The 22679-nt window shown below is 59.4% G+C and carries 24 protein-coding genes and 1 other RNA gene; 17 read left to right on the top strand and 8 right to left on the bottom strand.

Annotated elements, in window-relative coordinates; translation table 11 throughout:
- Positions 1-16 precede the first annotated feature (16 nt).
- Positions 17-172, top strand: a complete 156-nt coding sequence (locus ATU_RS26580; protein ID WP_003497629.1) for a hypothetical protein — start codon at positions 17-19, stop codon at positions 170-172.
- A gap of 57 nt (positions 173-229) precedes the next feature.
- Here ATU_RS26580 and ATU_RS17375 read toward each other — a convergent pair whose 3' ends face one another.
- From ATU_RS17375 to tkt, 5 genes are all read right to left on the bottom strand, one after another.
- On the bottom strand, positions 230-1255 hold the full coding sequence (locus tag ATU_RS17375; protein WP_006314723.1) for a class I fructose-bisphosphate aldolase: 1026 nt from the start codon (positions 1253-1255) through the stop codon (positions 230-232).
- Between the two features lie 191 nt (positions 1256-1446).
- The gene (locus ATU_RS17370; protein ID WP_010973289.1) at positions 1447-2649 is read right to left on the bottom strand and encodes a phosphoglycerate kinase; all 1203 of its coding nucleotides are present in this window, start codon (positions 2647-2649) and stop codon (positions 1447-1449) included.
- A 67-nt stretch (positions 2650-2716) separates the two neighbouring features.
- On the bottom strand, positions 2717-4582 hold the full coding sequence (locus ATU_RS17365) for a potassium/proton antiporter (RefSeq protein ID WP_010973288.1): 1866 nt from the start codon (positions 4580-4582) through the stop codon (positions 2717-2719).
- A 316-nt stretch (positions 4583-4898) separates the two neighbouring features.
- Positions 4899-5909 carry a type I glyceraldehyde-3-phosphate dehydrogenase gene (gene gap / locus ATU_RS17360; RefSeq protein WP_006314726.1) on the bottom strand — a complete coding sequence of 337 codons (1011 nt, stop codon included), beginning with the start codon at positions 5907-5909 and terminating at the stop codon, positions 4899-4901.
- Positions 5910-5971: 62 nt separating this feature from the next.
- On the bottom strand, positions 5972-7954 hold the full coding sequence (tkt, locus tag ATU_RS17355) for a transketolase (RefSeq protein ID WP_006314727.1): 1983 nt from the start codon (positions 7952-7954) through the stop codon (positions 5972-5974).
- 323 nt (positions 7955-8277) lie between these two features.
- Between tkt and ATU_RS17350 the strand changes: the two genes are divergently transcribed.
- The 7 genes from ATU_RS17350 to ATU_RS17320 all read left to right on the top strand — a co-directional run bounded on the left by ATU_RS17350 (position 8278) and on the right by ATU_RS17320 (position 13137).
- On the top strand, positions 8278-8550 hold the full coding sequence (locus ATU_RS17350) for a DUF4164 domain-containing protein (RefSeq protein ID WP_003506205.1): 273 nt from the start codon (positions 8278-8280) through the stop codon (positions 8548-8550).
- Positions 8551-8561: 11 nt separating this feature from the next.
- On the top strand, positions 8562-8939 hold the full coding sequence (locus ATU_RS17345; RefSeq protein ID WP_010973287.1) for a cell division protein ZapA: 378 nt from the start codon (positions 8562-8564) through the stop codon (positions 8937-8939).
- A 77-nt stretch (positions 8940-9016) separates the two neighbouring features.
- Positions 9017-9175: non-coding RNA, 6S RNA (gene ssrS, locus ATU_RS17340), on the top strand.
- Between the two features lie 230 nt (positions 9176-9405).
- Positions 9406-10668, top strand: coding sequence for a hemolysin family protein (locus ATU_RS17335; protein ID WP_035258148.1), 1263 nt, complete (start codon positions 9406-9408; stop codon positions 10666-10668).
- On the top strand, positions 10668-11255 hold the full coding sequence (locus ATU_RS17330) for a 5-formyltetrahydrofolate cyclo-ligase (protein WP_010973284.1): 588 nt from the start codon (positions 10668-10670) through the stop codon (positions 11253-11255). Before ATU_RS17335 ends, ATU_RS17330 begins: the two co-directional genes overlap by 1 nt.
- A 99-nt stretch (positions 11256-11354) precedes the next feature.
- Positions 11355-12179 (top strand): TIGR00282 family metallophosphoesterase, encoded by an 825-nt coding sequence (locus ATU_RS17325; protein WP_006314731.1) that lies wholly within the window; start codon positions 11355-11357, stop codon positions 12177-12179.
- A gap of 115 nt (positions 12180-12294) precedes the next feature.
- Entirely contained in the window at positions 12295-13137 is an 843-nt protein-coding gene (locus tag ATU_RS17320) for an MBL fold metallo-hydrolase (protein ID WP_035258152.1), read from the top strand.
- 36 nt (positions 13138-13173) lie between these two features.
- Here the strand turns inward: ATU_RS17320 and ATU_RS17315 are convergent, their stop codons facing one another.
- Positions 13174-13677, bottom strand: a complete 504-nt coding sequence (locus tag ATU_RS17315) for a pyridoxamine 5'-phosphate oxidase family protein (RefSeq protein ID WP_010973282.1) — start codon at positions 13675-13677, stop codon at positions 13174-13176.
- A gap of 197 nt (positions 13678-13874) precedes the next feature.
- Between ATU_RS17315 and ATU_RS17310 the strand changes: the two genes are divergently transcribed.
- Positions 13875-14621, top strand: coding sequence for a YebC/PmpR family DNA-binding transcriptional regulator (locus tag ATU_RS17310; protein WP_010973281.1), 747 nt, complete (start codon positions 13875-13877; stop codon positions 14619-14621).
- 86 nt (positions 14622-14707) lie between these two features.
- On the opposite strand, the gene ATU_RS17305 is transcribed toward ATU_RS17310, so the two are convergent.
- Together ATU_RS17305 and ATU_RS17300 are read right to left on the bottom strand one after the other, a co-directional pair.
- Entirely contained in the window at positions 14708-15709 is a 1002-nt protein-coding gene (locus tag ATU_RS17305; protein ID WP_006314735.1) for an LLM class flavin-dependent oxidoreductase, read from the bottom strand.
- 146 nt (positions 15710-15855) lie between these two features.
- The gene (locus tag ATU_RS17300) at positions 15856-18165 is read right to left on the bottom strand and encodes a methyl-accepting chemotaxis protein (protein WP_010973280.1); all 2310 of its coding nucleotides are present in this window, start codon (positions 18163-18165) and stop codon (positions 15856-15858) included.
- 246 nt (positions 18166-18411) lie between these two features.
- Between ATU_RS17300 and ruvC the strand changes: the two genes are divergently transcribed.
- The 8 genes from ruvC to ybgC all read left to right on the top strand — a co-directional run bounded on the left by ruvC (position 18412) and on the right by ybgC (position 22673).
- Positions 18412-18924: a crossover junction endodeoxyribonuclease RuvC gene (gene ruvC / locus ATU_RS17295; protein ID WP_004445748.1), complete on the top strand. Its 513-nt coding sequence runs from the start codon at positions 18412-18414 to the stop codon at positions 18922-18924.
- A 27-nt stretch (positions 18925-18951) separates the two neighbouring features.
- Positions 18952-19569, top strand: a complete 618-nt coding sequence (gene ruvA, locus ATU_RS17290; RefSeq protein ID WP_010973279.1) for a Holliday junction branch migration protein RuvA — start codon at positions 18952-18954, stop codon at positions 19567-19569.
- 86 nt (positions 19570-19655) lie between these two features.
- Complete coding sequence (gene ruvB, locus ATU_RS17285; protein ID WP_006314740.1) at positions 19656-20696, top strand: Holliday junction branch migration DNA helicase RuvB; 1041 nt, start codon at positions 19656-19658, stop codon at positions 20694-20696.
- 52 nt (positions 20697-20748) lie between these two features.
- Entirely contained in the window at positions 20749-20967 is a 219-nt protein-coding gene (locus tag ATU_RS17280; protein WP_010973278.1) for a hypervirulence associated TUDOR domain-containing protein, read from the top strand.
- Positions 20968-21002: 35 nt separating this feature from the next.
- Positions 21003-21581, top strand: coding sequence for a DinB family protein (locus ATU_RS17275; RefSeq protein WP_010973277.1), 579 nt, complete (start codon positions 21003-21005; stop codon positions 21579-21581).
- Complete coding sequence (locus tag ATU_RS17270; RefSeq protein WP_010973276.1) at positions 21581-22108, top strand: NUDIX hydrolase; 528 nt, start codon at positions 21581-21583, stop codon at positions 22106-22108. Before ATU_RS17275 ends, ATU_RS17270 begins: the two co-directional genes overlap by 1 nt.
- The gene (locus tag ATU_RS26925; RefSeq protein WP_266020460.1) at positions 22105-22236 is read left to right on the top strand and encodes a hypothetical protein; all 132 of its coding nucleotides are present in this window, start codon (positions 22105-22107) and stop codon (positions 22234-22236) included. Before ATU_RS17270 ends, ATU_RS26925 begins: the two co-directional genes overlap by 4 nt.
- Positions 22233-22673, top strand: a complete 441-nt coding sequence (ybgC, locus tag ATU_RS17260; protein ID WP_010973275.1) for a tol-pal system-associated acyl-CoA thioesterase — start codon at positions 22233-22235, stop codon at positions 22671-22673. The genes ATU_RS26925 and ybgC overlap by 4 nt, the downstream gene beginning before the upstream one ends.
- Positions 22674-22679: the final 6 nt, after the last annotated feature.

Genomic DNA, 22679 nt, shown 5'->3' with positions numbered 1-22679 from the left:
AGAAAAGGCTCAATAAATGACGAAGGCGATCGGCCTTTTTTTACTGCTGGCCATGGTGGTCCAGATCATCCGGCCTTTGGGCTTGCCGGGCCTTAAGAAAAGAGGCGATTGCTGGAAAATTGCGGTTGCCGCCTTTGTCATCTGGTCGGCGACGCTGCTTCTGCGGCCGTAAAGAAAAAGCCGCCCATCGGGGCGGCTTCAATTGCACAATTTGCCTGTGAGCGATAGCTCAGGCTGCCTTTTCGAGCTCCTGTTTCCAGTTGCCCTTGGCGGCAAGGCTGTTCATGGCGGCGCGGTGCGTGAAGGCACGCTGGCCGGCGGCGACGTTTTCCGATTTGCCGCCCCAGGTCTTGAGAGCGGTATCCTGAAGAGCGCGGCCGTAGGAATAGGTCAGCGACCAGGGCAGGTCGTAACCGGCATTCATGGCGGAGAGATGCGCCGTAGCTTCTTCGGAGGACTGGCCGCCGGAAAGGAAGGCGATGCCCGGAACGGCAGTTGGTACCGTCGCCTTCAGAACCTTGACGGTCTTTTCCGCCACTTCCTCGACCGAAGCCTTGCGAGCGTTCTTGCCATCGATGATCATGTTCGGCTTGAGGATCATGCCTTCGAGGTTGACGCGGGCATCGAACAGATCCGCAAACACGGTCTGGAGAACCCATTGCGTGACTTCGGCGCAGCGGTCGATGTCATGCGTGCCAGGCTCGCCGTCCATCAGCACTTCCGGCTCAACAATCGGCACGATATCGGCCTGCTGGCAGAGGGCAGCATAACGGGCAAGAGACTGGGAGTTTGCCTTGATCGAGCCCCAGCTCGGACGCTGCTCACCGATGGTGATGACGCCGCGCCACTTGGCGAAACGCGCGCCGGCTTCATGATACTTGCGCAGGCGCTCATAAAGGCCATCAAGGCCTTCGGTGATGAATTCATGCGGGTGGAAAGCCATCGGCTTGGCGCCGATATCCACCTTGATGCCCGGCAGGCTGCCGGCGGCCTTGATGATATCAACGAAAGGCGTGCCATCGGCAGCCTTCTGGAAAAGGGTTTCTTCATAAAGAATGACGCCGGAGATGTACTTCTTCATGGCGTCGTCAGAGCGGAACAGCATTTCGCGATAATCGCGGCGGGCGGTCTCGGTGGATTCCAGGTTGATGCTGTCGAAACGCTTTTTGATCGTTCCTGTGGATTCATCGGCTGCGAGCAGGCCCTTGCCGTCGGCAACCATTTTGATGGCGATGTCTTCGAGACGTTCGGTCATTTGCTATTCTCCCAAGGCACAATAAATTTCCGATAACAGAAGTTCCAGGGCAGGGAAATGGCACGCTAACTCATTGAAACGATTGAAATGATTTCAATCGTTTGAAACTTTTCCTCCCGGTGCCACTTACCAAAAAACAAGGCCGGACAAGCATCGCTTGTCCGGCCTTTTGTCAGGCAAGTAAGATGAGTTTACTTGGCAGTGGTCAGGATGGCAACGCCTGGCAATTCCTTGCCTTCCATCCATTCAAGGAAGGCGCCGCCCGCCGTCGAAATATAGGTGAAATCGTCCGAAACACCGGCATGGTTGAGTGCAGCGACGGTGTCGCCGCCACCGGCAACGGAAACGAGCTTGCCGGCCTTGGTGCATTCCGCAGCGTGTTTTGCCGCCGCCACGGTTGCCGCATCGAAGGGTTCGATTTCGAAGGCGCCGAGCGGGCCGTTCCAGACCAGCGTTTCCGCCCGCGAAATCCAGGCCTTGATGCTTTCAACCGATTTCGGACCGACATCGAGAACCATGGCGTCGGCGGGAATGGCGTTGATATCGACAATTTCATTGGCCGCGCCGGCCGTGAATTCGCGGGCGACGACGCCGTCTTCCGGCAGGACGATAGCGCAACCGGATGTCGCTGCCTCGATCATGATCTGCTTTGCGGTCTCTGCCAGATCGTGCTCGCAGAGCGACTTGCCGACATTGGTGCCGCGGGCGGCGAGGAAGGTGTTGGCCATGCCGCCGCCAATGACGAGGGCATCGACCTTCTTGACGAGGTTCATCAAGAGATCGATCTTGCTCGAAACCTTGGCACCGCCGACGATGGCGACGACCGGGCGAACGGGCTGGCCGAGGCCTTTTTCCAGCGCCTCAAGCTCGGCCTGCATGGTGCGGCCGGCATAAGCGGGCAGATGCCGCGCCAGGCCCTCGGTGGAGGCGTGGGCACGGTGAGCGGCGGAGAAGGCGTCGTTCACATAGATATCGCCATTCGCGGCCAGTTCTTCGACGAAGGCGGGATCGTTCTTTTCCTCGCCCTTGTGGAAGCGGGTGTTTTCCAGCAGCAGAATATCGCCATCATTCATTTTTGCGACCGCATCCGCTGCAGGGGCACCGATGCAGTCCGTTGCGAAGGAAATGGCGTGATCCAGCACGTCCTCGACCGTGGGGACAATCTGGGAAAGCGACATCTCAGCGACGGGTTCACCCTTTGGGCGGCCGAAATGGGCGAGCAGAATGACTTTTGCGCCCTTTGAAGAGAGTTCCAGAATGGTCGGCGCAACGCGTTCGATACGGGTTGCGTCCGTCACCTTGCCATCCGCGACCGGCACGTTGAGATCAACGCGGACGAGAACGCGCTTTCCGGCAATGTCGTTAAGGTCGTCGATGGTCTTGAAAGCGGGCATGGGTCGATCCTGATTTGTTGCGAGTTCGGGACGGACCATACTATGCCTGATTGCCGACGCAAGCCGGTCAGGCCTCATTTTCTGTCACCGTCTTCGCAGGTGCGGAAACGCCCTCGCCGGCATCGGCGGAACGCAACTGACGCCGTTGTGCCAGATGCGTGCGCGCACGGCGGAGGATGTCCGAAAAGCTGATGAAAATCGGCAGGCCGATGGCGGGTTCGACAGGTTCCAGCGAGATGCCGACGCCGGTGATTGCTTCTTGTTCGTCCAGCGCCCGGACGATGAGAACGAGGGGGCCGAGGCGCACCCGGTCGGCATAACCCGCCTTGCCGGCAAGGCGCGTCTCGATGAGTTCAGCGATGGTCATGGCGTGCTCGGCGGGCGAAATGAGGCCGGGGCCGTAGGCAGCCTCCATTTCTTTCGCAGGGCGCGAAGGCGAGATCGTAAAGATACCGAAGAAATCGGCGTCGTCATCGGCAACGGGCAAGGCGCTGGCGAACAGTCTGTCGATCAGGCGGGTGTAGTTCGGCGCGATAAACAGATAGACGAGATCGTTTTCGCGCAGCCGCCCGGCATATTGGTAACGGATCGACTTGCCGTCTCGCACCACCAGTGATGGCATCGCCCAACGGGGAATGCGCTCACCCTGCATGATGGCGCTGCCTTTGGCCACGCGGTAGGAAATCAGCTCGTGATTGGCGGTGCCGGGAAGATCGACCTCCAGCTTGTCCACCTCGCCCATGCGCGGTGGCACGATCAGCCCGAGCCTCGTCGCCACCGGCTTGATTGTCCAGCCCTGCACGAGAAGCGATACCAGAACGATGATGAAGGCGGCGTTGAAATAAATCTGCGCATCGTCCAGTCCGCCGAGGATGGGCATGATGGCGAGCAGGATGGAAACCGCGCCACGCAGGCCGACCCACGCCACGAAGGAGGTCTCCTGCTGGGTATAGTTGAAGGGCATCAGGCTCAGCCACACCGCGAGCGGGCGGGCGACGAAGATCAGGAAAAGCGCAAGCAAAACGGCCGGAATGGCGATTGCCGGAAATTGCGACGGCGTGGCGAGCAGGCCGAGCATCAGGAACATGATGATCTGGGCAAGCCAGGTCAGCCCTTCATGGAAACGGCGGATGGTTTCCTTGGCGAATATCCTGCGGTTGCCGGCAACGATGCCGGCCACATAGACCGCGAGAAATCCGCTGCCGCCAATTGCGCCGGTGAAGGAGAAAACGAGCAGCGCCAGCGCCAACACGAAGATCGGCGCCAGCCCACGGTCGGCGGCGAAGCGATTGACGACGGTGGCGATCATGAGACCACCGAGCAGGCCGAAAATCACGCCGAGTCCCATTTCCTCGATGAAGAGCAGCAGGAAACCGCTGTCGATGCCGGCGAGACCCTGACCCTTGGCGACGATCTCGACCAGCGCAACGGTGAGAAAGATGGCCATCGGATCGTTGGTGCCGGATTCCACCTCCAGCGTTGAACGCACCTGATCACGGATATGGATGCCGCCGATTCGCAGCAGGAAGAATACGGCCGCCGCATCCGTGGAGGCGACGATGGCGCCGAGCAGCAGGCCCTCCAGCCAGGAAAGCCCGAGCAGCAGAGCAGCGGCCCCTGCAAAGAACACGGATGTGAGGATGACACCGACAGTTGCGAGGGCGACGGCGGGTGCCGCAGAAAGCCGGAAGGATTGCAGGGAGGTGCCGAAGCCGGAGTCGAAAAGGATGACGGCAAGTATGAGTGAGCCGAGCATATAGGCGAGCGGATTATTGGTGAATTCGATGCCGAGGCCATCCACACCCGCCGCGAGGCCGATAACAAGGAAGAGCAACAACAGCGGCGCGCCGAAGCGGAAGGCGATAAGACTGGAAAAGGCCGCGACGAGAACCAGAACAGTTGCGACCAGCAACAGAAGATAAAATGATTCCACGTCCACCGCCTCTTTCACACCGCGCCGGCCGCCGCAACGAATGCTCTGCACGTCCGCAGTCAATGCGCCACGGGTTGCGGTCTGTCAGCGCTATCTGGGTGGCGTTGAAAGGCGACGCAAGGCGGGGTGTATCGAAAGATACGGCAGGGCCGAAGTGCATTGCGCACGACCATTATCCCTGTCCCTCTTGTCCGTTTCAAAATGGACCAGACAAAGGCAGGAAATTGAAAACTTGGCGGCATGGGGGAGGAAAATCGAGAATAAAAAATCCGGCGGGATTGCTCCCGCCGGACCTGCTTTGATCGATGCGTTTTGCTTAGATGGTCTTCGCGAAGGCGACGGCCGTGTCCGACATGCGGTTGGAGAAGCCCCACTCGTTGTCGTACCAGGACAGAACGCGCACGAAATTGCCTTCCATCACCTTGGTCTGGTCGATCGCGAAGATCGAGGAATGGCTGTCGTGGTTGAAGTCGCGGGAGACCAGCGGCTCCTCGGTGTAGCCGAGGATGCCCTTGAGCTTGCCGTTGGAAGCGGACTTTATCGCTTCGTTGACTTCCTCAACCGTCGTGTCGCGCTTGGCGATGAACTTGAAGTCGACGACCGAAACGTTCGGGGTCGGAACGCGGATCGACGTGCCGTCCAGCTTGCCCTTAAGGTGCGGCAGAACGAGGCCAACGGCCTTGGCCGCACCGGTCGAGGTCGGGATCATGGACAGGGCTGCGGCGCGGGCGCGATACAGATCCTTGTGCATGGTGTCCAGTGTCGGCTGGTCGCCCGTGTAGGAGTGGATCGTCGTCATGAAGCCATGATCGATGCCAATGACGTCATCGAGAACCTTCACGACCGGCACGAGGCAGTTGGTGGTGCAGGAAGCGTTGGAAATGACCAGATGGTCCTTCGTCAGCTGGTCGTCGTTGACGCCGAAGACGACGGTCAGGTCAGCGCCGTCAGCCGGTGCCGAAACGATGACGCGCTTGGCGCCGGCCGTCAGGTGAGCGGCAGCCTTGTCGCGGGCGGTGAAGATGCCCGTGCATTCGAGCGCGATGTCAACGCCGAGTTCCTTGTGCGGCAAGGTTGCCGGATCGCGAACAGCCGTGACCTTGATCGGCTTGCCGCCGCCAACGATGATGGTGTCACCTTCGACTTTGACGTCAGCCGGGAACTTGCCGTGGATCGAATCGTAGCGCAGCAGGTGAGCGTTGGTTTCAACCGGCCCGAGATCGTTGATGGCAACGACTTCGATATCGGTACGGCCGGATTCGACGATGGCGCGCAGAACATTGCGGCCGATACGGCCGAAGCCGTTAATGGCAACTTTTACAGTCATTTACAGTCTCCCGAACAAGATATGTGCTTGGTCTATGCGGAATGTGAGGGCCTTGGGAGCCCTCATGCAAGTTTTGCCTCGACTGCGGCGACGACGGCTTCCGCCGTGATGCCGAAGTGCTTGAAGAGATCCTTCGCCGGTGCAGAGGCTCCAAAGGAGTGCATGCCGACGAAAGCGCCGTCATTGCCGATGAAGTAATCCCAGCCCTGGCGGATGGCGGCTTCCACCGCGATCTTGACCGGAGCCTTGCCGATGATGGCGTTGCGATAGGTTTCCGGCTGTTCCTTGAAGAGTTCGAAGCAGGGAACGGAAACGACGCGGGCGGAAACACCCTTGTCCTTCAGCGTCGCAGCAGCTTTCAGCGCCACTTCGACTTCCGAACCGGAAGCGAAGATCGAAACCTTGGCGTCGCTGGCGGAGACGAGTTCGTATGCGCCGTAAGCGGACAGGTTCTTCTCTTCATATTCCTTGCGCGAAGGCGTGAGATTCTGGCGGGTAAGCGCCAGTGCGGACGGACGGTGCTTTTGCTCGAGAGCCAGCTGCCAGCATTCCGCCGTCTCGGTTTCATCCGCCGGGCGGAAGACGAGCAGGTTCGGAATGGCGCGCAACGCTGCGATCTGCTCGACCGGCTGGTGGGTCGGACCATCTTCACCGACGCCGATGGAATCGTGCGTCAGAACGTGGACGACGCGGATGCCCATCAGTGCTGCAAGGCGGATCGACGGACGGCAATAATCCGAGAAGATCAGGAAGCCACCGGCATAGGGGATGAGACCGCCGTGGAGAGCGATACCGTTCATGGCCGCAGCCATGCCGTGCTCGCGGATGCCGTAATGCAGGTAACGGCCGGAGAAGTCCGTCGGCGTGATCGACTTCATCTGGCTGGTCTTGGTGTTGTTGGACGGCGTCAGGTCAGCCGAACCGCCGACCATTTCCGGCAGGATGCCGTTGATGACTTCGAGCGAATCTTCCGAGGCCTTGCGGGTGGCAACCGTCGGGTTGTTCTCGATGATCTTTTTCTTGAAGGCATCGATGGAGCTGTCGAAGTTGCCGGGCAGGTCGCCGGCAAAGCGGCGCTTGAATTCGGCCTTCTTGGCCGTCTCGGTGGCTTCGAGACGGGCTTCCCAGTCCTGGCGCGTCTTGGTGGAGCGCAGGCCGGCGAGGCGCCATGCATCGAGCACATCTTCCGGAATGACGAAGGCTTCGGCTTCCCAGTTCAGGCTCTTGCGGGCAGCGGCGATTTCTTCTGCGCCGAGCGGGTTGCCGTGCACCTTGTGGGTACCCTGCTTGTTGGGGGCGCCGAAACCGATGACGGTCTTGCAGGCGATGAAGGTCGGGCGGTCGGATTTCTGCGCTGCCTCGATGGCGGCAGCAATCGCGTCGGGATCATGGCCATCAACACGGATAGTGTTCCAGTGAACGGCCTGGAAGCGGGCGATCTGGTCGGTGCTGTCGGACAGGCCAACTTCACCGTCGATGGTGATGTTGTTGTCGTCCCAGAAGAGAACGAGCTTGTTGAGCTTCAGATGGCCGGCAAGCGCGATGGCTTCGTGGCTGATGCCTTCCATGAGGCAGCCGTCGCCGCACAGCACATAGGTGAAGTGGCTCTGCAGGTCGGAGCCGAACTCCTCTTCCAGCTTGCGCTCAGCAATTGCCATGCCGACGGCGTTGGCAATGCCCTGGCCGAGCGGACCGGTGGTCGTTTCGATGCCGGTGGCATGGCCATATTCAGGATGGCCGGCGGTCTTGGAGCCGAACTGACGGAACCGCTTGATCTCGTCGATCGTCATGTCCTCGTAGCCCGTCAAATAAAGCAGCGAGTAAAGCAGCATGGAGCCATGGCCGGCAGACAGCACGAAGCGGTCGCGGTCCGCCCACAGAGGCGCCTTCGGATCGAATTTCAGGTAGCGGGTGAAAAGAACGGTGGCGACATCGGCGGCGCCCATCGGCAGTCCGGGATGGCCGGAGTTGGCCTTCTCCACTGCATCCATGGCAAGAAAGCGGATCGCATTGGCCATCCGGTTGTGTTTGTCGCGAGAAATCATGGCTTTTCCGTCTGTTCCGGGTGAAAGGAGATAGTTTTACGCAACTATCCAAAAAGCGGGTTGATCCATAGCAGGTGAGGCAGGCAAGTCAATAAATCCACGGGCAATTGCGGTTCGCCCGAGGATAAAAATCGTTTAGAAAACCGGCTGTCCCGCCAAAAATCGTGCGATGGGGCCCGGCGCTTCTTCGTTCATCCACAGAGCAAAACGCCTCAATGCACTGGTTTGATTGACGGGATGGTAAATCGGGTAATAACCTCGTGATTGTTGGGAAGGCCTGAAACCGGACGATTCGGCCGGTAGCGTGCGAGTTGGAAAAAACGATGTCGGCTGAGAAGACCGTACAATCTGCGCTGACGGAGCTGAATGCTGCCATCACAAATCTCGAAAATGCCATCGATATGCGTATCGAGCGGCAAAGGGAGACGGGCGAGATCGATAATGAGGTCAAGCGGGTCCATGTCGACCGCGCCAGGCTCGCACACGAGCTTGATCAGGCCGAGTTTCGCGCCAACCGTCTTGAAGAAGTCAATCGCGAGGTGTCCCGCCGGCTGGTAACCGCCATGGAGACGATCCGCGCGGTGCTGGATCGATAGGGAGCGGTTTCATGGCGCAAGTCACTGTTATGATCGACGGCAAGGCCTATCGCATGGCATGCGAAGCGGGGCAGGAAGACCACCTGACCGATCTCGCGACCCGTTTCGACCGTTATGTCGGGCATCTCAAGAGCCAGTTCGGAGAAATTGGCGATCTGCGGCTCACCGTCATGGCCGGCATCATGGTGATGGACGAGCTTTCCGAACTCAACCGCAAGATCGATAGGTTGGAGGGTGAAGTTGCATCCCTTTCCCACAACCGTGACGGCATGGCCGAACACAAGGCGAAATCGGATGAAATGGTGGCTGTTGCCATCGGCGATCTGGCCGACCGGCTGAACGGCATTACCGAAAAGCTGCTCGCACGACCAAAACCCGCGACCCATTGATCGGGCGAACTTTCCGCGCCAGCAAAATTCGCTATCCGCCCTCTGGTGGTTTCCTCCAATCCGTCCTATATCTGGAATGCGTTCTGCGCTTCCCGACAGGAACCACAATCCCTGGGGCCATACTCGATCCAAAGGGAGCTGTCCCTGGCCAGTCCTGTGGGACTGGACACACGGCGCCCACCTACTTTTGTAGGCACCCAGGATCGTAAATCTCCATCGGTCGCCGCGGATCGCACTTGAAGTTTCGGGTCAACCCCGGTCCTTCGCCTGATTATTTTTTCGTCGACAGTTATTTTTCACTGCTGCCGGGCATGGCTTTTTTATATTGCTGTCATTGCAATGGCGGAACAATTGCCTATTATCCGGATTGGTATGTCTGTCATGCCCTTTTACATAAAGGGCGCTGCGGCCAAAACCGCGACGTGCCGTTCAACAGCCCAAAGAGCTAAACTTGTTTACTGAAATTATGATCGTGGTCCTGCTCACCGTATTGAACGGTGTGCTTGCCATGTCCGAGCTTGCCGTTGTCTCCTCCAGACCGGCGAGGCTCAAGGTGCTTGCCGCGCAAGGCAGCAGGGGCGCCACCATGGCGCTCGGCCTTTCCGAAAATCCCGGACGTTTCCTTTCCACGGTTCAGATCGGCATCACGCTGGTCGGCGTTCTGTCCGGTGCATTTTCCGGCGCCACCCTCGGCGCCCGGTTCACCGGGTGGCTTCTGGAGCAAGGCGTTCCCGATCGTGCCGCCGATGCCATCGGTGTCGGCTCCGTGGTCGTCGCCATTACCTATCTGTCGCTGATCGTCGGCGAACTGGTGCCGAAGCAGATCGCTCTGCGCGATCCCGAAAAGATCGCCGCCCGTGTTGCGCCTACCATGGTGATGCTTTCACGCATCGGTGCGCCGCTGGTGTGGCTGCTGGACAAATCCGGCAAGGTCGTGCTGGCAATTCTCGGCCATAGCGGTGAGTCCAACGCTTCGGTGACGGACGATGAAATCCGCACGGTTCTGGCCGAAGCACATAGTGCCGGCGTGATCGAGACCGAGGAATCGGCGATGATCACCAGCGTCATGCGCCTTGCCGACCGCAATGCGCGCGGCCTGATGACGCCGCGTCGTGATGTGGAAGTGGTCGATATCGAAGACAGCGCCGAAGAAATCCGCGAGCAGCTTCGTCAGACGCAGCGTTCGCGCCTGCCGGTGCGCAACGGCGCTTCCGACGAAATTCTGGGCGTGCTTTTCGCCAAGGACGCCTTCGATGCGCTTGCCTCCGGCAAGGAGCTTGATGTCCGCGAGCTTCTGCGCGAGGTTCCCGTCGTCTCGGATCTGACGAGCGCGGTGGATGTCATACAGTCGCTGCGCCGCTCAACCGTGCACATGGTGCTGGTATACGACGAATACGGCCATTTCGAAGGTATCGTCAGCTCAGGCGACGTTCTGGAGGCCATCACCGGCGCGTTCCAGGAAGATAATGACGAAGAACCGGCCATGGTCGAGCGCGAAGACGGGTCGTTCCTCGTCGCCGGCTGGATGCCGGCCGATGAATTCGCCTATCGCATGGGATTCCAGATCGATGAGGATGCCGAGTTCGAGACCGTTGCCGGTCTGGTGCTCGACGAATTCCGCCGCCTGCCGGAACTGGGCGAGCACATCACCCGCAATGGCTGGCGTTTCGAAGTCATCGACCTTGATGGCCACCGTATCGACAAGGTGCTTGTGAGCCGGGCGGCCTGATGCAGGGCGATGCAGCGGAAAAAGCAAGGTTGCGCGGCGAAAGGCTCGCCGCGCGCGATGCTTTGACGCCAGCCGAGCGGCAGCAGAAGAGCCTGTCGATGACGGCTCATGGTGTCTCCGGCATTCCCTTTGCACCGGGCACCGTTATTTCCGGTTTCATGCCCATCCGCTCCGAGGTTGATACCCGGCCGTTGATGGAGGCGTTGCGTGCGCGGGACGGGCGTCTCGTCCTTCCCGTGGTACTTGACCAGGAAACCATCGTTTTTCGCGTCTTCGAAGCGGATACGCCGCTGGTGAAGACCGGTTTCGGCACGACCGGACCGGGCGAGGATGCCGAAGTTCTCGATCCGCACATTTTGCTTGTGCCTCTTTCCGTCTTCGATGGGGAGGGCCAGCGGATCGGTTATGGCGCGGGGCACTATGACCGCGCCATTGCGAGATTGCACGCCAAGGGCCGTCAGCCTGTTCTCATCGGTATCGCCTTCGATTGTCAGGAGGTAGCGTCGGTGCCGGCGGAGCCGCACGATGTGGCGCTTCACGCCGTGTTGACGGAGAGCGGCCTGCGCTGGTTTTCCGCGCAGCGCTGATGTCTGATAATGGGCACACGGCGTTTTAGCACTTTTTAAAACACGGATTACCCGCTAGAGGGACGCAATCCAAAGAACATACGCAAAACGGGGCGGTGAATGAGACTTCTTTTTCTCGGGGATATGGTTGGCAAGACCGGGCGCACGGCTGTCTGGGACAGGTTGCCGGGGCTGATTTCCGATCTGAAGCTCGATTTCGTCATCGTCAACGGTGAAAACGCCGCCGGGGGTTTCGGTATTACCGAGGATATCTTTCTCGAAACCATCAACGCCGGTGCCGATGTCGTGACGACCGGCAACCACGTCTGGGATCAGAAGGAAGCGGTTTCCTTCTGCGAGCGCCACGACCAGTTCCTGCGGCCGGCAAATTATCCCGATGGCACGCCGGGCAAGGGCTCGGGCATTTTTTATGCCCGCAACGGCGCGCGTATCCTCGTCGCCAACATCATGGGCCGGGTGTTCATGCATCCGGAATTGGACGATCCCTTCAAGTCGGCGGAAACCATTCTTGCCGCCTGCCCGCTGAAGGAACAGGCCGATGCCATCATCTTCGATTTCCACGCCGAGGCGACCAGCGAAAAGCAGTGTTTCGGCCATTTCGTCGATGGCCGCGCAAGCTTCGTCGTTGGCACCCACACCCATGTTCCAACGGCTGACGCGCAGATATTGAATGGTGGCACGGCCTATATGTCTGATGCCGGCATGTGCGGGGATTATGACAGCTCGCTTGGCATGGAAAAGGAAGAACCGATCAACCGCTTCATTTCCAAAATGCCGAAGGGCCGTTTCGAGGCCGCAAGCGGACCGGCGACGATCTGCGGCGTTGGCGTTGAAATCTCCGATCGCACCGGGCTTGCCGAAAAGATCGCGCCGCTGCGCATCGGCCCGCGTCTTTCGGAAACATTGCCCTCCTTCTGGGCCTGAACGTCCGCGGAAGCGTTCACAATGACGAGAGTCTGAGCCTTCCGCCGTTCTTGTAACTGGACGCCCTGCAAAACCTGCCTCATCCTCTCAACCTTCGCAAGTTCAGGGGAGTGGCATGATGCTGCGCGTGCTAATGCTTGCAATGACAGGGCTGATTGCCTGTGCGGGAGCCGCCTTTTCTCAGACGGCAAGCCGGCCACCCGTCAGCCAATGCCAGGCGATTGCTCAAAATATCCCCGGAGTGATGTTCGCGAGCTTCAATACGCCGGGTGTCCAACTGGCGCAGGCCACGGCGAAGGAAGAGGTGAAGATCAGCTTCATCGGCCATTCCACCTATCTCATCGAAAGTCCCGATGGCGTGACGATCGCCACCGATTATAACGGCGTCTACCGTCCGCCCGTCATGCCGACTGTCGTGACGATGAACCGGGCGCATTCCACCCATTTCACCCTCAACCCGGACCCGGCCATTCAATATGTGCTGCATGGCTGGAGTGATACGCCCGGCGAAAAGGCTGAGCACAGGGTGCTGGTGGGTGACGTGTATATCCGCAATGTCGCGACAGATATCCGCAACCGCTGGGGTGACTACGAGTCGTTTCAGGAAAACGGCAATTCCATCTTCATCTTCGAGGTCGCCGGGCTGTGCATCGGCCACCTGGGCCATCTGCATCATGAACTGACGGATACGCATTATGCCGAAATCGGTCGTCTGGACGTGCTGATGGTGCCGGTGGATGGCGGTCTGACCATGGGGGCTGACAGCATGAGCAGGGTTGTGAAGCGCCTGCGCTCCGCGCTGATCTTGCCGATGCACCGCACCGGTCCGCCGCTTGAGCAGTTCCTGACCATGTTCGGGGGGAGTTTCCGGATCGCCTATGCCACGGATCCGGTGATCCGGGTCTCGATGAGAAACCTTCCCCGCCAGCCGCAGATACTGGTGCCGAAGGGCATGTAGCTGGTGGCAGGCGAGGAAGGGCGGGGGAGCTGTCGATCAGGCAAAGGTGAGGTGCTGGCGGACGCCGACATCAGGCGTCTTGTCGTCCGACATGTTGGCCTTGGCGATTTCCCAGCCGAATTTCAGCGTGCTGTCCGTGGAGGCCCAGATATCGGCATCATCGACATGAAGCGCCAGCATCGTCAGCTGCGGATCGCTCTTGCCATGTTCATACCAGGCGGCGGTGACGGAATTCCAGTATTCGTCGATCTTCGCCTTGTCGTCGCGCGCCTCCAGAATGCCGGAGAGGCAGGCATGGTAATCATGGTCCTTGCCGACAAGGCAGAAGTGGGCGCGCGAGCCTGATTTCAGTGATTTTGCGAGATCGGTATCCTTTTTGGAGAAAAACCAGATCGTATTGGTCTTGGGGTCAGCATGAGGTGCCATGGGCTGCATATGCGTGTGCAGGCCTTCGAGACCGAGCATGCCGGCATGGACCGAGTTGATCTCGTCCCAGAGCTGGCGGGCCGGGGCTTCTCTTGCTTCAGTCAGGCTGACCATCTGTTTTCTCCTTCCGGGTTTAACGCTGCGACGGAGAGACAACAAAGGTTCTTCCGCCGTGTTCATGATCAGAACGAGGAGCGGATAAATCAGTTCCTTCTATTGTTTGCGGAAGAGAAAGTGCTTGCGGGCTTGAACGACAGGCTTATCGCACTTATAAGGCCCGCAATCTCCAAATTAAGACAATCGGGTTTTCCATGGCTGGTCATTCACAGTTCAAGAACATCATGCACCGCAAGGGCAAGCAGGACTCCGTTCGGTCCAAAATGTTTTCCAAGCTTGCACGCGAAATCACCGTTGCGGCAAAGACGGGCATGCCCGACCCCAACATGAACGCGCGCCTGCGTCTGGCAATCCAGAACGCCAAGGCACAGTCCATGCCGAAAGACAATATCGAGCGTGCGATCAAGAAGGCTTCCGGCGCAGACAGCGAGAACTACGATGAAGTCCGTTACGAAGGTTACGGTCCGGGCGGTGTCGCCGTCGTTGTCGAGGCTCTGACCGACAACCGCAACCGCACCGCTTCCAACGTGCGCTCCATCTTCACCAAGGCCGGCGGCGCACTCGGCGAAACCGGCTCGGTATCCTTCTCCTTCGACCGCGTTGGTGAAATCACCTACAAGGCTGAAGTCGGCGATGCCGACAAGGTCATGGAAGCAGCTATTGAAGCCGGTGCCGATGATGTCGAATCGTCTGAAGACGGCCACACCATCATCTGCGGTTTCGAAGCAATGAACGAGGTTTCCAAGGCGCTGGAAGGCGTGCTCGGCGAAGCCGAAAGCGTCAAGGCCATCTGGAAGCCGCAGAACACGGTGCCGGTGGACGAAGAAAAGGCGCAGTCGCTGATGAAGCTCATCGACAATCTCGAAGATGATGATGACGTGCAGAACGTCTATTCCAACTTCGAAGTCTCAGAAGAAATCCTCGCCAAGCTTTCCGCCTGACGTTTCATCTTTCAAGAAAAAGCCCCGGCAGCGACATCGCTCCGGGGCTTTTTTGTTTAAAGCATTTCCAGGAAATGCCAGAAATTCTAGGCTGCCTTTCGGATGGCGGTCCGCACATCGGCGAAAATTTCCACGGAACGCAGCCGCTTTTCGATGTCATGGATCGGCATGGAAACGATCAGTTCATCCGCCTGTGTTTCAGCGAGAAAACCGTCGAGATGGCGCTCGATCGTTTCGGGTGAACCAACGGCGGCGAAACGCAGCGTGTGTTCGACGGAGAAACGTTCCATCTCGTTCCAGTAATCGTCCATGCTGTGCACCGGTTTCGGAAACTGCGTGCGCACATTGCGGCGCAGGTTGACGAATTGCTGCTGGGACGAGGTGAAGAGATGCTGCGCCTCTTCGTCCGTATCGGCGCCGACACCCATCACACCGACCATCACATAGGGCTTGTCCAGCACCTCGGAGGGCTGGAAACGCTCGCGATAGATATGGATCGCCTCCATCAGCATATCAGGGGCAAAATGCGAGGCGAAGGAATAGGGCAGGCCGAGTGCTGCGGCGAGATGCGCGCTGTAGGTGCTGGAGCCGAGCAGCCAGAGCGGTACGTTGGAATTCATGCCGGGCACGGCGAGGATCGCCTGATCCGGCTGCGGCGGGCCAAGGTAACGCTGGAGTTCGACGATATCGTGCGGGAAATTTTCCGCGCCGGCATCGAGGTTGCGGCGCAGGGCTCGCGCTGTGCGCATATCGGTTCCGGGAGCGCGGCCTAGGCCGAGATCGACACGACCGGGCAGAAGTGCCGCCAGTGTTCCGAACTGCTCGGCAATGACGAGCGGGGAGTGGTTGGGCAGCATGATGCCGCCGGAACCGACACGGATATGTTTGGTGGCGGCACCCACATGGGCGATCACCAGCGAGGTTGCAGCACTGGCAATGCCGGGCATGCCGTGATGCTCTGCCAGCCAGAGGCGATTATAACCGTGTTCTTCGGCCTTGATGGCCATGCGGCGGGAATTTTCGAGCGCCGCGCTGACGCTCTCGCCTTCGCCGATCGGCGAAAGGTCGAGAATGGAAAAGGGGATCATCGGACGCTCCTGCAGAAATTCAAATCTTTGCTGCGGATGTAAGGCGCGCGTCCCGATTTACCAGAGAAGTCGCATAGAATTGATGGATGGTTCAAAAAAATTGGGGCCTCTCCGAGGAGGCCCCTGCCTTTTGTCCGCCGGCCGGCTCAGCCCGCCCGCCGGAATTGTGTCTTTTCGTGATACCGCACTGTTTCGTTTTCTGAAGCCAGCACGAACTCTCCGAGCCTGCCGTCCATTTCACCGGCTTCGGAAGCGAGATTGTGGATGGCCGCCGTCGTCTCTTCCACCATGGCGGCATTCTGCTGGGTCATGGTATCGAGGCTGGTGACGGTGCTGTTGATTTCCGAGAGCGTATGCGCTTCCTCGCGGGTGGATTCCATGATCTCCTCGATGCGCGTGCTGATGGTCTGCACATGTTTGCCGATGCCGGTCAAAGAAGCGCCGGCTTTTTCCACCAGGACCACGCCGGCGGAAACCTCGTCGGTGGAGCGTTTCAAAAGGCTGCTGATTTCTTTCGCGGCAGCGGCCGAACGTTGCGCCAGTTCGCGCACTTCCTGCGCCACGACGGCAAAACCCCTGCCTGCGTCGCCCGCGCGGGCGGCCTCTACACCTGCGTTCAAAGCGAGCAGGTTGGTCTGGAAGGCGATTTCATCGATGACGCCGATGATCTGGTTGATCTGGCGCGATGAGGTCTGGATCGCCTCCATGGCAGCGATGGTCTGCTCCATCACGCGGCTGGAGGCCGTTGCCTCCGTGCTGGCGTCGCGCGCGATCCGGGTTGCCTGTTCGGCGCGTTCGATCTGGTCGCGCACGGCCTCGGTAATCGCCTTGATGGCGCTTGCCGTTTCGGTGATGGAAGCCGCCTGCCGCTCGGTGCGTTCCGCCAGTTGGTCGGCCCCCACCCGCATTTCCTCGGAGCCGCCACGAACGGCGGCGGAGTTGCCGCCAATCGCCTCCATGGTCTCGCTGAGCCGGGCAAGTGCCGTATTGAAGTTCTGGCGCAGGCTTTCCAGATCCTCGGGGAAAATGGTCTCTATGCGATAGGCGAGGTTGCCGTTCGCCAGCCGGTCAAGCCCCTCATCCAGAGACTGCACGACCATCTGCAGGGTGCCGGCCTCGGCCTCGCGCTCGGCAAGATGCGCGCGCCGGGCCATCTCGGCCTCCTCCCGCGTGCGCGAAGCGGTCTCTTCCATGTCCCGCTGCAGGATGAGTTTTTCACGGAAACTGCCGAGCGCACGCGCCATCCTGCCGATCTCGTCGTTCCGGTCCTGATTGCCGATTTCGGCATCGAGACGGCCGGCGGCGACTTCGCCGGTCAGCCCAGCCAGCTTCTCCAGCGGGGCGAACAGGCGCCGTGCAAAAAATGCTGTCGCTGCACACATGGCAGCAAGAACACAGAGGCCGATCACGGCCAGCGTGCCGGCGATCGAGATGGAGCCTGCGTTCAACTCGCTGCGCAGCATGCTTTCCACCGCGAGATATTTCTCACCGGCGAAGGAAAAGGGGCGGGCATAGGCATTGGCTTCGCCATCCGCGCGGTTGATCTTGGCAATGGTCATGCCCGTCGCGTTCAGGGCTTCGCCATGGAAACCGTAAATGGCCGGGTCGAGGCTGACGAGCTTTTCGCCGTCCACGCCGAGAACCTTGCCATCAGCCGCGATGATGGCTGATTGCTCCGAGCTGCCGGCCGCAATGCCTTTCGTCAGAATCTGGCCGAAAACGTCCACCTTGACGCGGAAGAGAACGATGCCCTTGAACGCGCCAAACTTCACGACCGGAACGCCGAAATAAATCCCGGCCTCCTTTGTCGCAGCATCGATCCGCAGCCCGGAGAAGCTGGTCTGCGCGACATCGTTGACCGCTTTTTCGGCATTCGCCGCGCCGCGCGCGAAGGCTGCGCCAAGGCCGCTTTCCGTCCAGACGCCAGAGGTTACGGTTTCTCCGAAAGCCGGTCCTTTGAGATAGGAATAATAGACCGCACCGGCGGGATCGATGAAGAGCACGTCGTTGAACGGCGTTCCCTTGAGATAACCGGCGATATCCGTCTGAGTCTTTTCATGGGTGGAATAATAAAAGCCACTGGGGCTTTCCGGCTTGATCAGCTTTTCCCTGTCGCCGAAGGGGTTTTCCTTGATGAAGACGCGCTGCAATTCCGCCTTCGCGTCACCGGAGTTCTTCTGCACCGTGGCCCAGCCGCTGCGCATGGAGACGACAGCCATCTGCAGGGATTCGATCTTGGCAATGGAATCCGCCTGCGTCTTCAGCTGCTCCAGGCGCTCCTGAAGCATGTCACCGCGGAAAACGAGAATGCTCTCCATGGATTTCGACGCCTGCTCCTCGAGAACGCCGCTGCTGCTCTGATAGCCGAGAAGCGTCAGAGCCCCGGTCGAGATCGCCATCAACGCCAGGAAAATGACGAGGACCTTGGTGGATATGGAATGAAAACGGTTTAGCATGGCCGATGCAGCCCTCAATGCCGGATCAGTTCCCACGCCATGCATGAATGGCGCCATCGGACGGCTGATGTGGCGAAACTATTGTGCTGCGGATCATCATGTCCGCAGCTCCCCTTTTTGATTTTGTGGAGAACAATGCGGTAGGCGGTTTAAGCAGAGGTAAATGCTGCACTGCAAATTTGAGCAATGTTGTCGTTTTGTTCACTTATCGCTGGCAGGGTCGCAGCCGGAAAGATAAGGTAACTCATGCAAAAGACGATTCGAATCATCGGCATCGACCCAGGACTGCGGCGCACCGGTTGGGGCGTCATCGACACCCTCGGCAACAGCCTGCGGTTTGTCGCCTCCGGCACGGTGACGTCGGATGGCGATATGGACCTCGCCTCCCGGCTCTGCCAGCTGCATGACGGGCTGGCGGAAATCGTGCACAGCCATCAGCCCGATGAAGCAGCCGTGGAGCAGACCTTCGTGAACAAGGATGCTGTCGCCACGCTGAAACTCGGCCAGGCACGCGGCATCGCCATGCTGGTTCCGGCGCGGGCGGGATTGCCGGTCTTTGAATATGCACCAAATGCGGTCAAAAAGGCCGTCATCGGCGTCGGGCACGGCGAAAAGCAGCAGATTCACATGATGCTGAAAATCCTGATGCCGAAGGCCGAATTCAAGGGTAACGATGCGGCGGACGCGCTCGCCATCGCCATCTGCCACGCCCATAATCGCGGCGGTGACAGGATGCGGCGGCTCCTGGCGGCCGGTTAATTTCATTTTTAGTGAGCGGGCGGCATCATGATCGGAAAACTCAAAGGCAGCATCGAGGAAATCGGCGCGGATTACGTGCTGGTGGATGTGCATGGCGTCTGTTACGTCGCCTATTGTTCGGCGCGCACCTTGTCGAAAATCGGCTCCGTCGGGGAAGCGGTTGTCCTGTTCATCGAAACCTATGTGCGTGAAGACCAGCTGAAGCTGTTCGGCTTTGTCTCGGCGCTGGAGCGGGAATGGTTCAATCTGCTGCAAAGCGTGCAGGGCGTCGGCTCGAAAGTGGCACTTGCCGTTCTTTCCACGCTGTCGCCTTCCGAACTTGCCAATGCAATAGCGCTGCAAGACAAAACCATGATCTCACGCGCGCCGGGTATTGGTCCCAAGGTGGCCGTTCGCCTCGTGACCGAGTTGCGCAACAAGGCGCCAGCCTTTGCGGGAGACGCTTCCGCTTCCATCGGGCTCAAGCAGGAGCTTGGAGAGGGTGTTGCCTCCGCGCCGGTCGCGGATGCTGTCTCAGCGCTCACCAATCTCGGCTATTCTCGCGACCAGGCTGCCAATGCGGTTGCCGCCGCGCTGAAAAATGGCGGGGAGGGCGGCGACAGCGCCAAGCTCATCCGGCTCGGCTTGAAGGAGCTTTCGCGGTAGATTTCGTGACACGCGTTGTCGCGATAGTCATGATATAGCGGCTGCGGTCACCTAATTAACTCAAGCAGAATAATGGAATGCCCTGAATGAGCGATGCGGACAGACTGATTACGCCGGAAAAGCGCGGTGAGGATATCGACACCACGTTGCGTCCGCAGTCGCTGGATGATTTTACCGGCCAGGCGGAAGCCCGCGCCAATCTCAAAGTCTTCATCGAGGCTGCCAAGAACCGTGGCGAAGCGCTGGATCATGTGCTGTTCGTAGGGCCGCCCGGCCTTGGCAAGACGACGCTGGCGCAGATCATGGCTAAGGAACTTGGCGTCAACTTCAAGTCCACGTCCGGGCCGGTCATCGCGAAGGCGGGCGATCTCGCAGCCCTCCTCACCAATCTCGAGGAGCGCGACGTTCTCTTCATCGATGAAATCCACCGCCTCAACCCGGCGGTGGAGGAAATCCTCTATCCTGCCATGGAGGATTTCCAGCTCGATCTGATCATCGGTGAGGGCCCGGCGGCGCGTTCGGTGAAGATCGATCTCTCCAAATTCACGCTTGTGGCCGCCACCACCCGTCTCGGCCTGCTGACGACGCCCCTGCGCGACCGTTTCGGCATTCCCGTCCGGCTGGCGTTCTACACCGTCGACGAACTGGAGCTGATCGTTCGGCGCGGGGCACGGCTGATGGGGCTCAATATGACCGATGGCGGGGCGCGAGAAATCGCCAGGCGCGCACGCGGCACGCCGCGCATTGCCGGGCGGCTTTTGCGCCGGGTGCGGGATTTTGCCGAAGTGGCACGGGCTGAGGCTGTCACCCGCGAGATCGCCGACGAGGCTTTGACGCGGCTTCTGGTCGACAATATGGGCCTCGACCAGCTGGACATGCGGTATCTCACCATGATCGCCGTCAATTTCGGTGGTGGTCCCGTCGGCATCGAAACCATCGCTGCCGGTCTTTCGGAGCCGCGCGATGCCATCGAGGACATTATCGAACCCTATATGATCCAGCAGGGTTTCATCCAGCGCACGCCGCGCGGACGGATTCTTACCGCCACGGCGTGGAAACATCTCGGCCTGCAGCCGCCGAAAGATCTGGAAGCGGCGCAGTTCCGGCTGACGCTGGAGGATGATTGAGGGAACAAGCCTGGCACCTCCGCATTTGATTGTCTTTGATCAGGAGATGATGATGTCCGGATATCGCAAAGGTACGAAGGTTCGCTGGAAATGGGCCAACGGTACCGGCGAGGGAAAAATCGTCGAGACCTTTACCGACGATGTCGCAAAAACGATTTCCGGTTCCAGGATAAAGCGCAAGGCCAGCAAGGACGAGCCCGCCTACCTCATCGAGCAGGATGATGGTGGGAAGGTTCTGAAAAGCAAATCCGAGCTTGAACACGCCGATTGAAAGCCGCCGTTATCAGACGTCATAAAGGGACGCCGATGCCTTACGATACGCTGCGGGTCTTCCGCAAACACGCTCGCAACAACCGGCTGGCCAATCTTCGGCTGCACAGGGCTTGCCTTCAGCTTTCGCAGGAGGCCTTCGTTGCTCGCCGCGTCAGTTTCTTCCCGACCATCAGGGCAACGCTGAACCACATCTATACCGTCGACCGCTTTTATATCGATGCCCTGCAGGGCGGCACACTCGGGTATGCCGCCTTTGCCGAGGAACAGCCTTTCGCCAGCATGGCGGCGCTGCACGGCGCCCAGACGGAACTTGACGAGGTGCTGATAGCCTTTGTTGATGGGCTCGATGAAGACGGTCTCTCTGCGCTCGTCAATATTCACCGCGGCGAGCGCATCCAGCTGGATCGCCGCGATGATATCCTCTCCCATCTCTTCCAGCATCAGACACATCATCGCGGGCAAGTGCATGCGATGTTATCAGGCACTGCGGTAAAACCGCCGCAACTGGATGAATTCATTGTGGGAGATGATGCGCAGGCGAGAAAAGACGAGATGGATGCGTTAGGGTGGAAGGAAGACGATTTGATGTTTCCAGCCCGCAGGCCAGCATAATGACGCATGATAGCAAAACGCAGGACACCCGCATCCGCATGAAATTCAAGCCGAAGCGCATCTTCCAGATGCGTGTTGCGGGGCTTGCTTTCCGTGATGGCCATGTGCTGGTGCACCGGGCGTCGCATGAAAAATTCTGGACCTTTCCGGGCGGCCGCGCCGAAATGGGCGAGCGCTCCGAAGAAACGCTGGCGCGTGAAATGGTCGAGGAACTCGGTGTTGAGGCCAAGGTCGGGCGGCTCCTCTGGGCGGTGGAGAATTTCTTCCATTATGAAGGCAAGGACTGGCACGAACTCGGCTTTTATTACCTGATGGACCTGCCGCAGACGCTGGCCTTTCATCAAAGCGATATCATTCACCGCGTTCGGGACGGCGATAACGAGCTTGAGTTCCGCTGGGTCGCGGCAACCCGGCAGGCATTGACGGAGCTCGATATTCCGCCCTATTTCATCGCCGACGAAATAGAACACCTGCCGCAGACCACAAGACATCTCGTCTGGCACGACGGCGATCTGGACGATAAATGATTTCTGCGCCCGAACGCCACACGATCCGGCTGGACCGGAAACCGCAGCTTTTCAGCATGCGGATAGGGGTGGTGGCTCAGCAGCGCGGCCATTTCGATGCGGCCGATATTCTCAAGGAGACATTATGAGCGAGCTTGTGGTGCCGCTTTCGGGCGAACTCATCGACCATGGCCACCGCCTGACTCAGCGGGTCTATTATGAGGACACGGATTTTTCCGGTCTCGTTTATCACGCCCGTTATCTGCATTTTCTCGAGCGCGGCCGGACAGATTACCTGCGTTGCCTCGGCTGCGAACAGAGCGCGCTTCTGACCGCCGACGAGGAAGGTCTGGTCTTCGTCGTTCATCGCATGGAGATCGATTTCAAGACGCCGGCGCGGATGGATGACGTGTTGACCATCACCACCGTGACCGAGAAGGCGGGCGGCGCCAAAATGGTGCTCAATCAGGAAGTCCGGCGCGGCGAAACGCTGCTTGTCGCCGCCAAGGTCATCATCGCCGTCATCAATGCCAAGGGCCGGCCAAGGCGGCTTCCAGAGACCGTTGCGGAAAAATTCCTGAAGTAATTGCCG

This window comes from Agrobacterium fabrum str. C58, assembly GCF_000092025.1.
GTDB classification, from domain to species: Bacteria; Pseudomonadota; Alphaproteobacteria; order Rhizobiales; family Rhizobiaceae; genus Agrobacterium; species Agrobacterium fabrum.
This window is presented reverse-complemented; position numbering and strand designations above follow the sequence as displayed.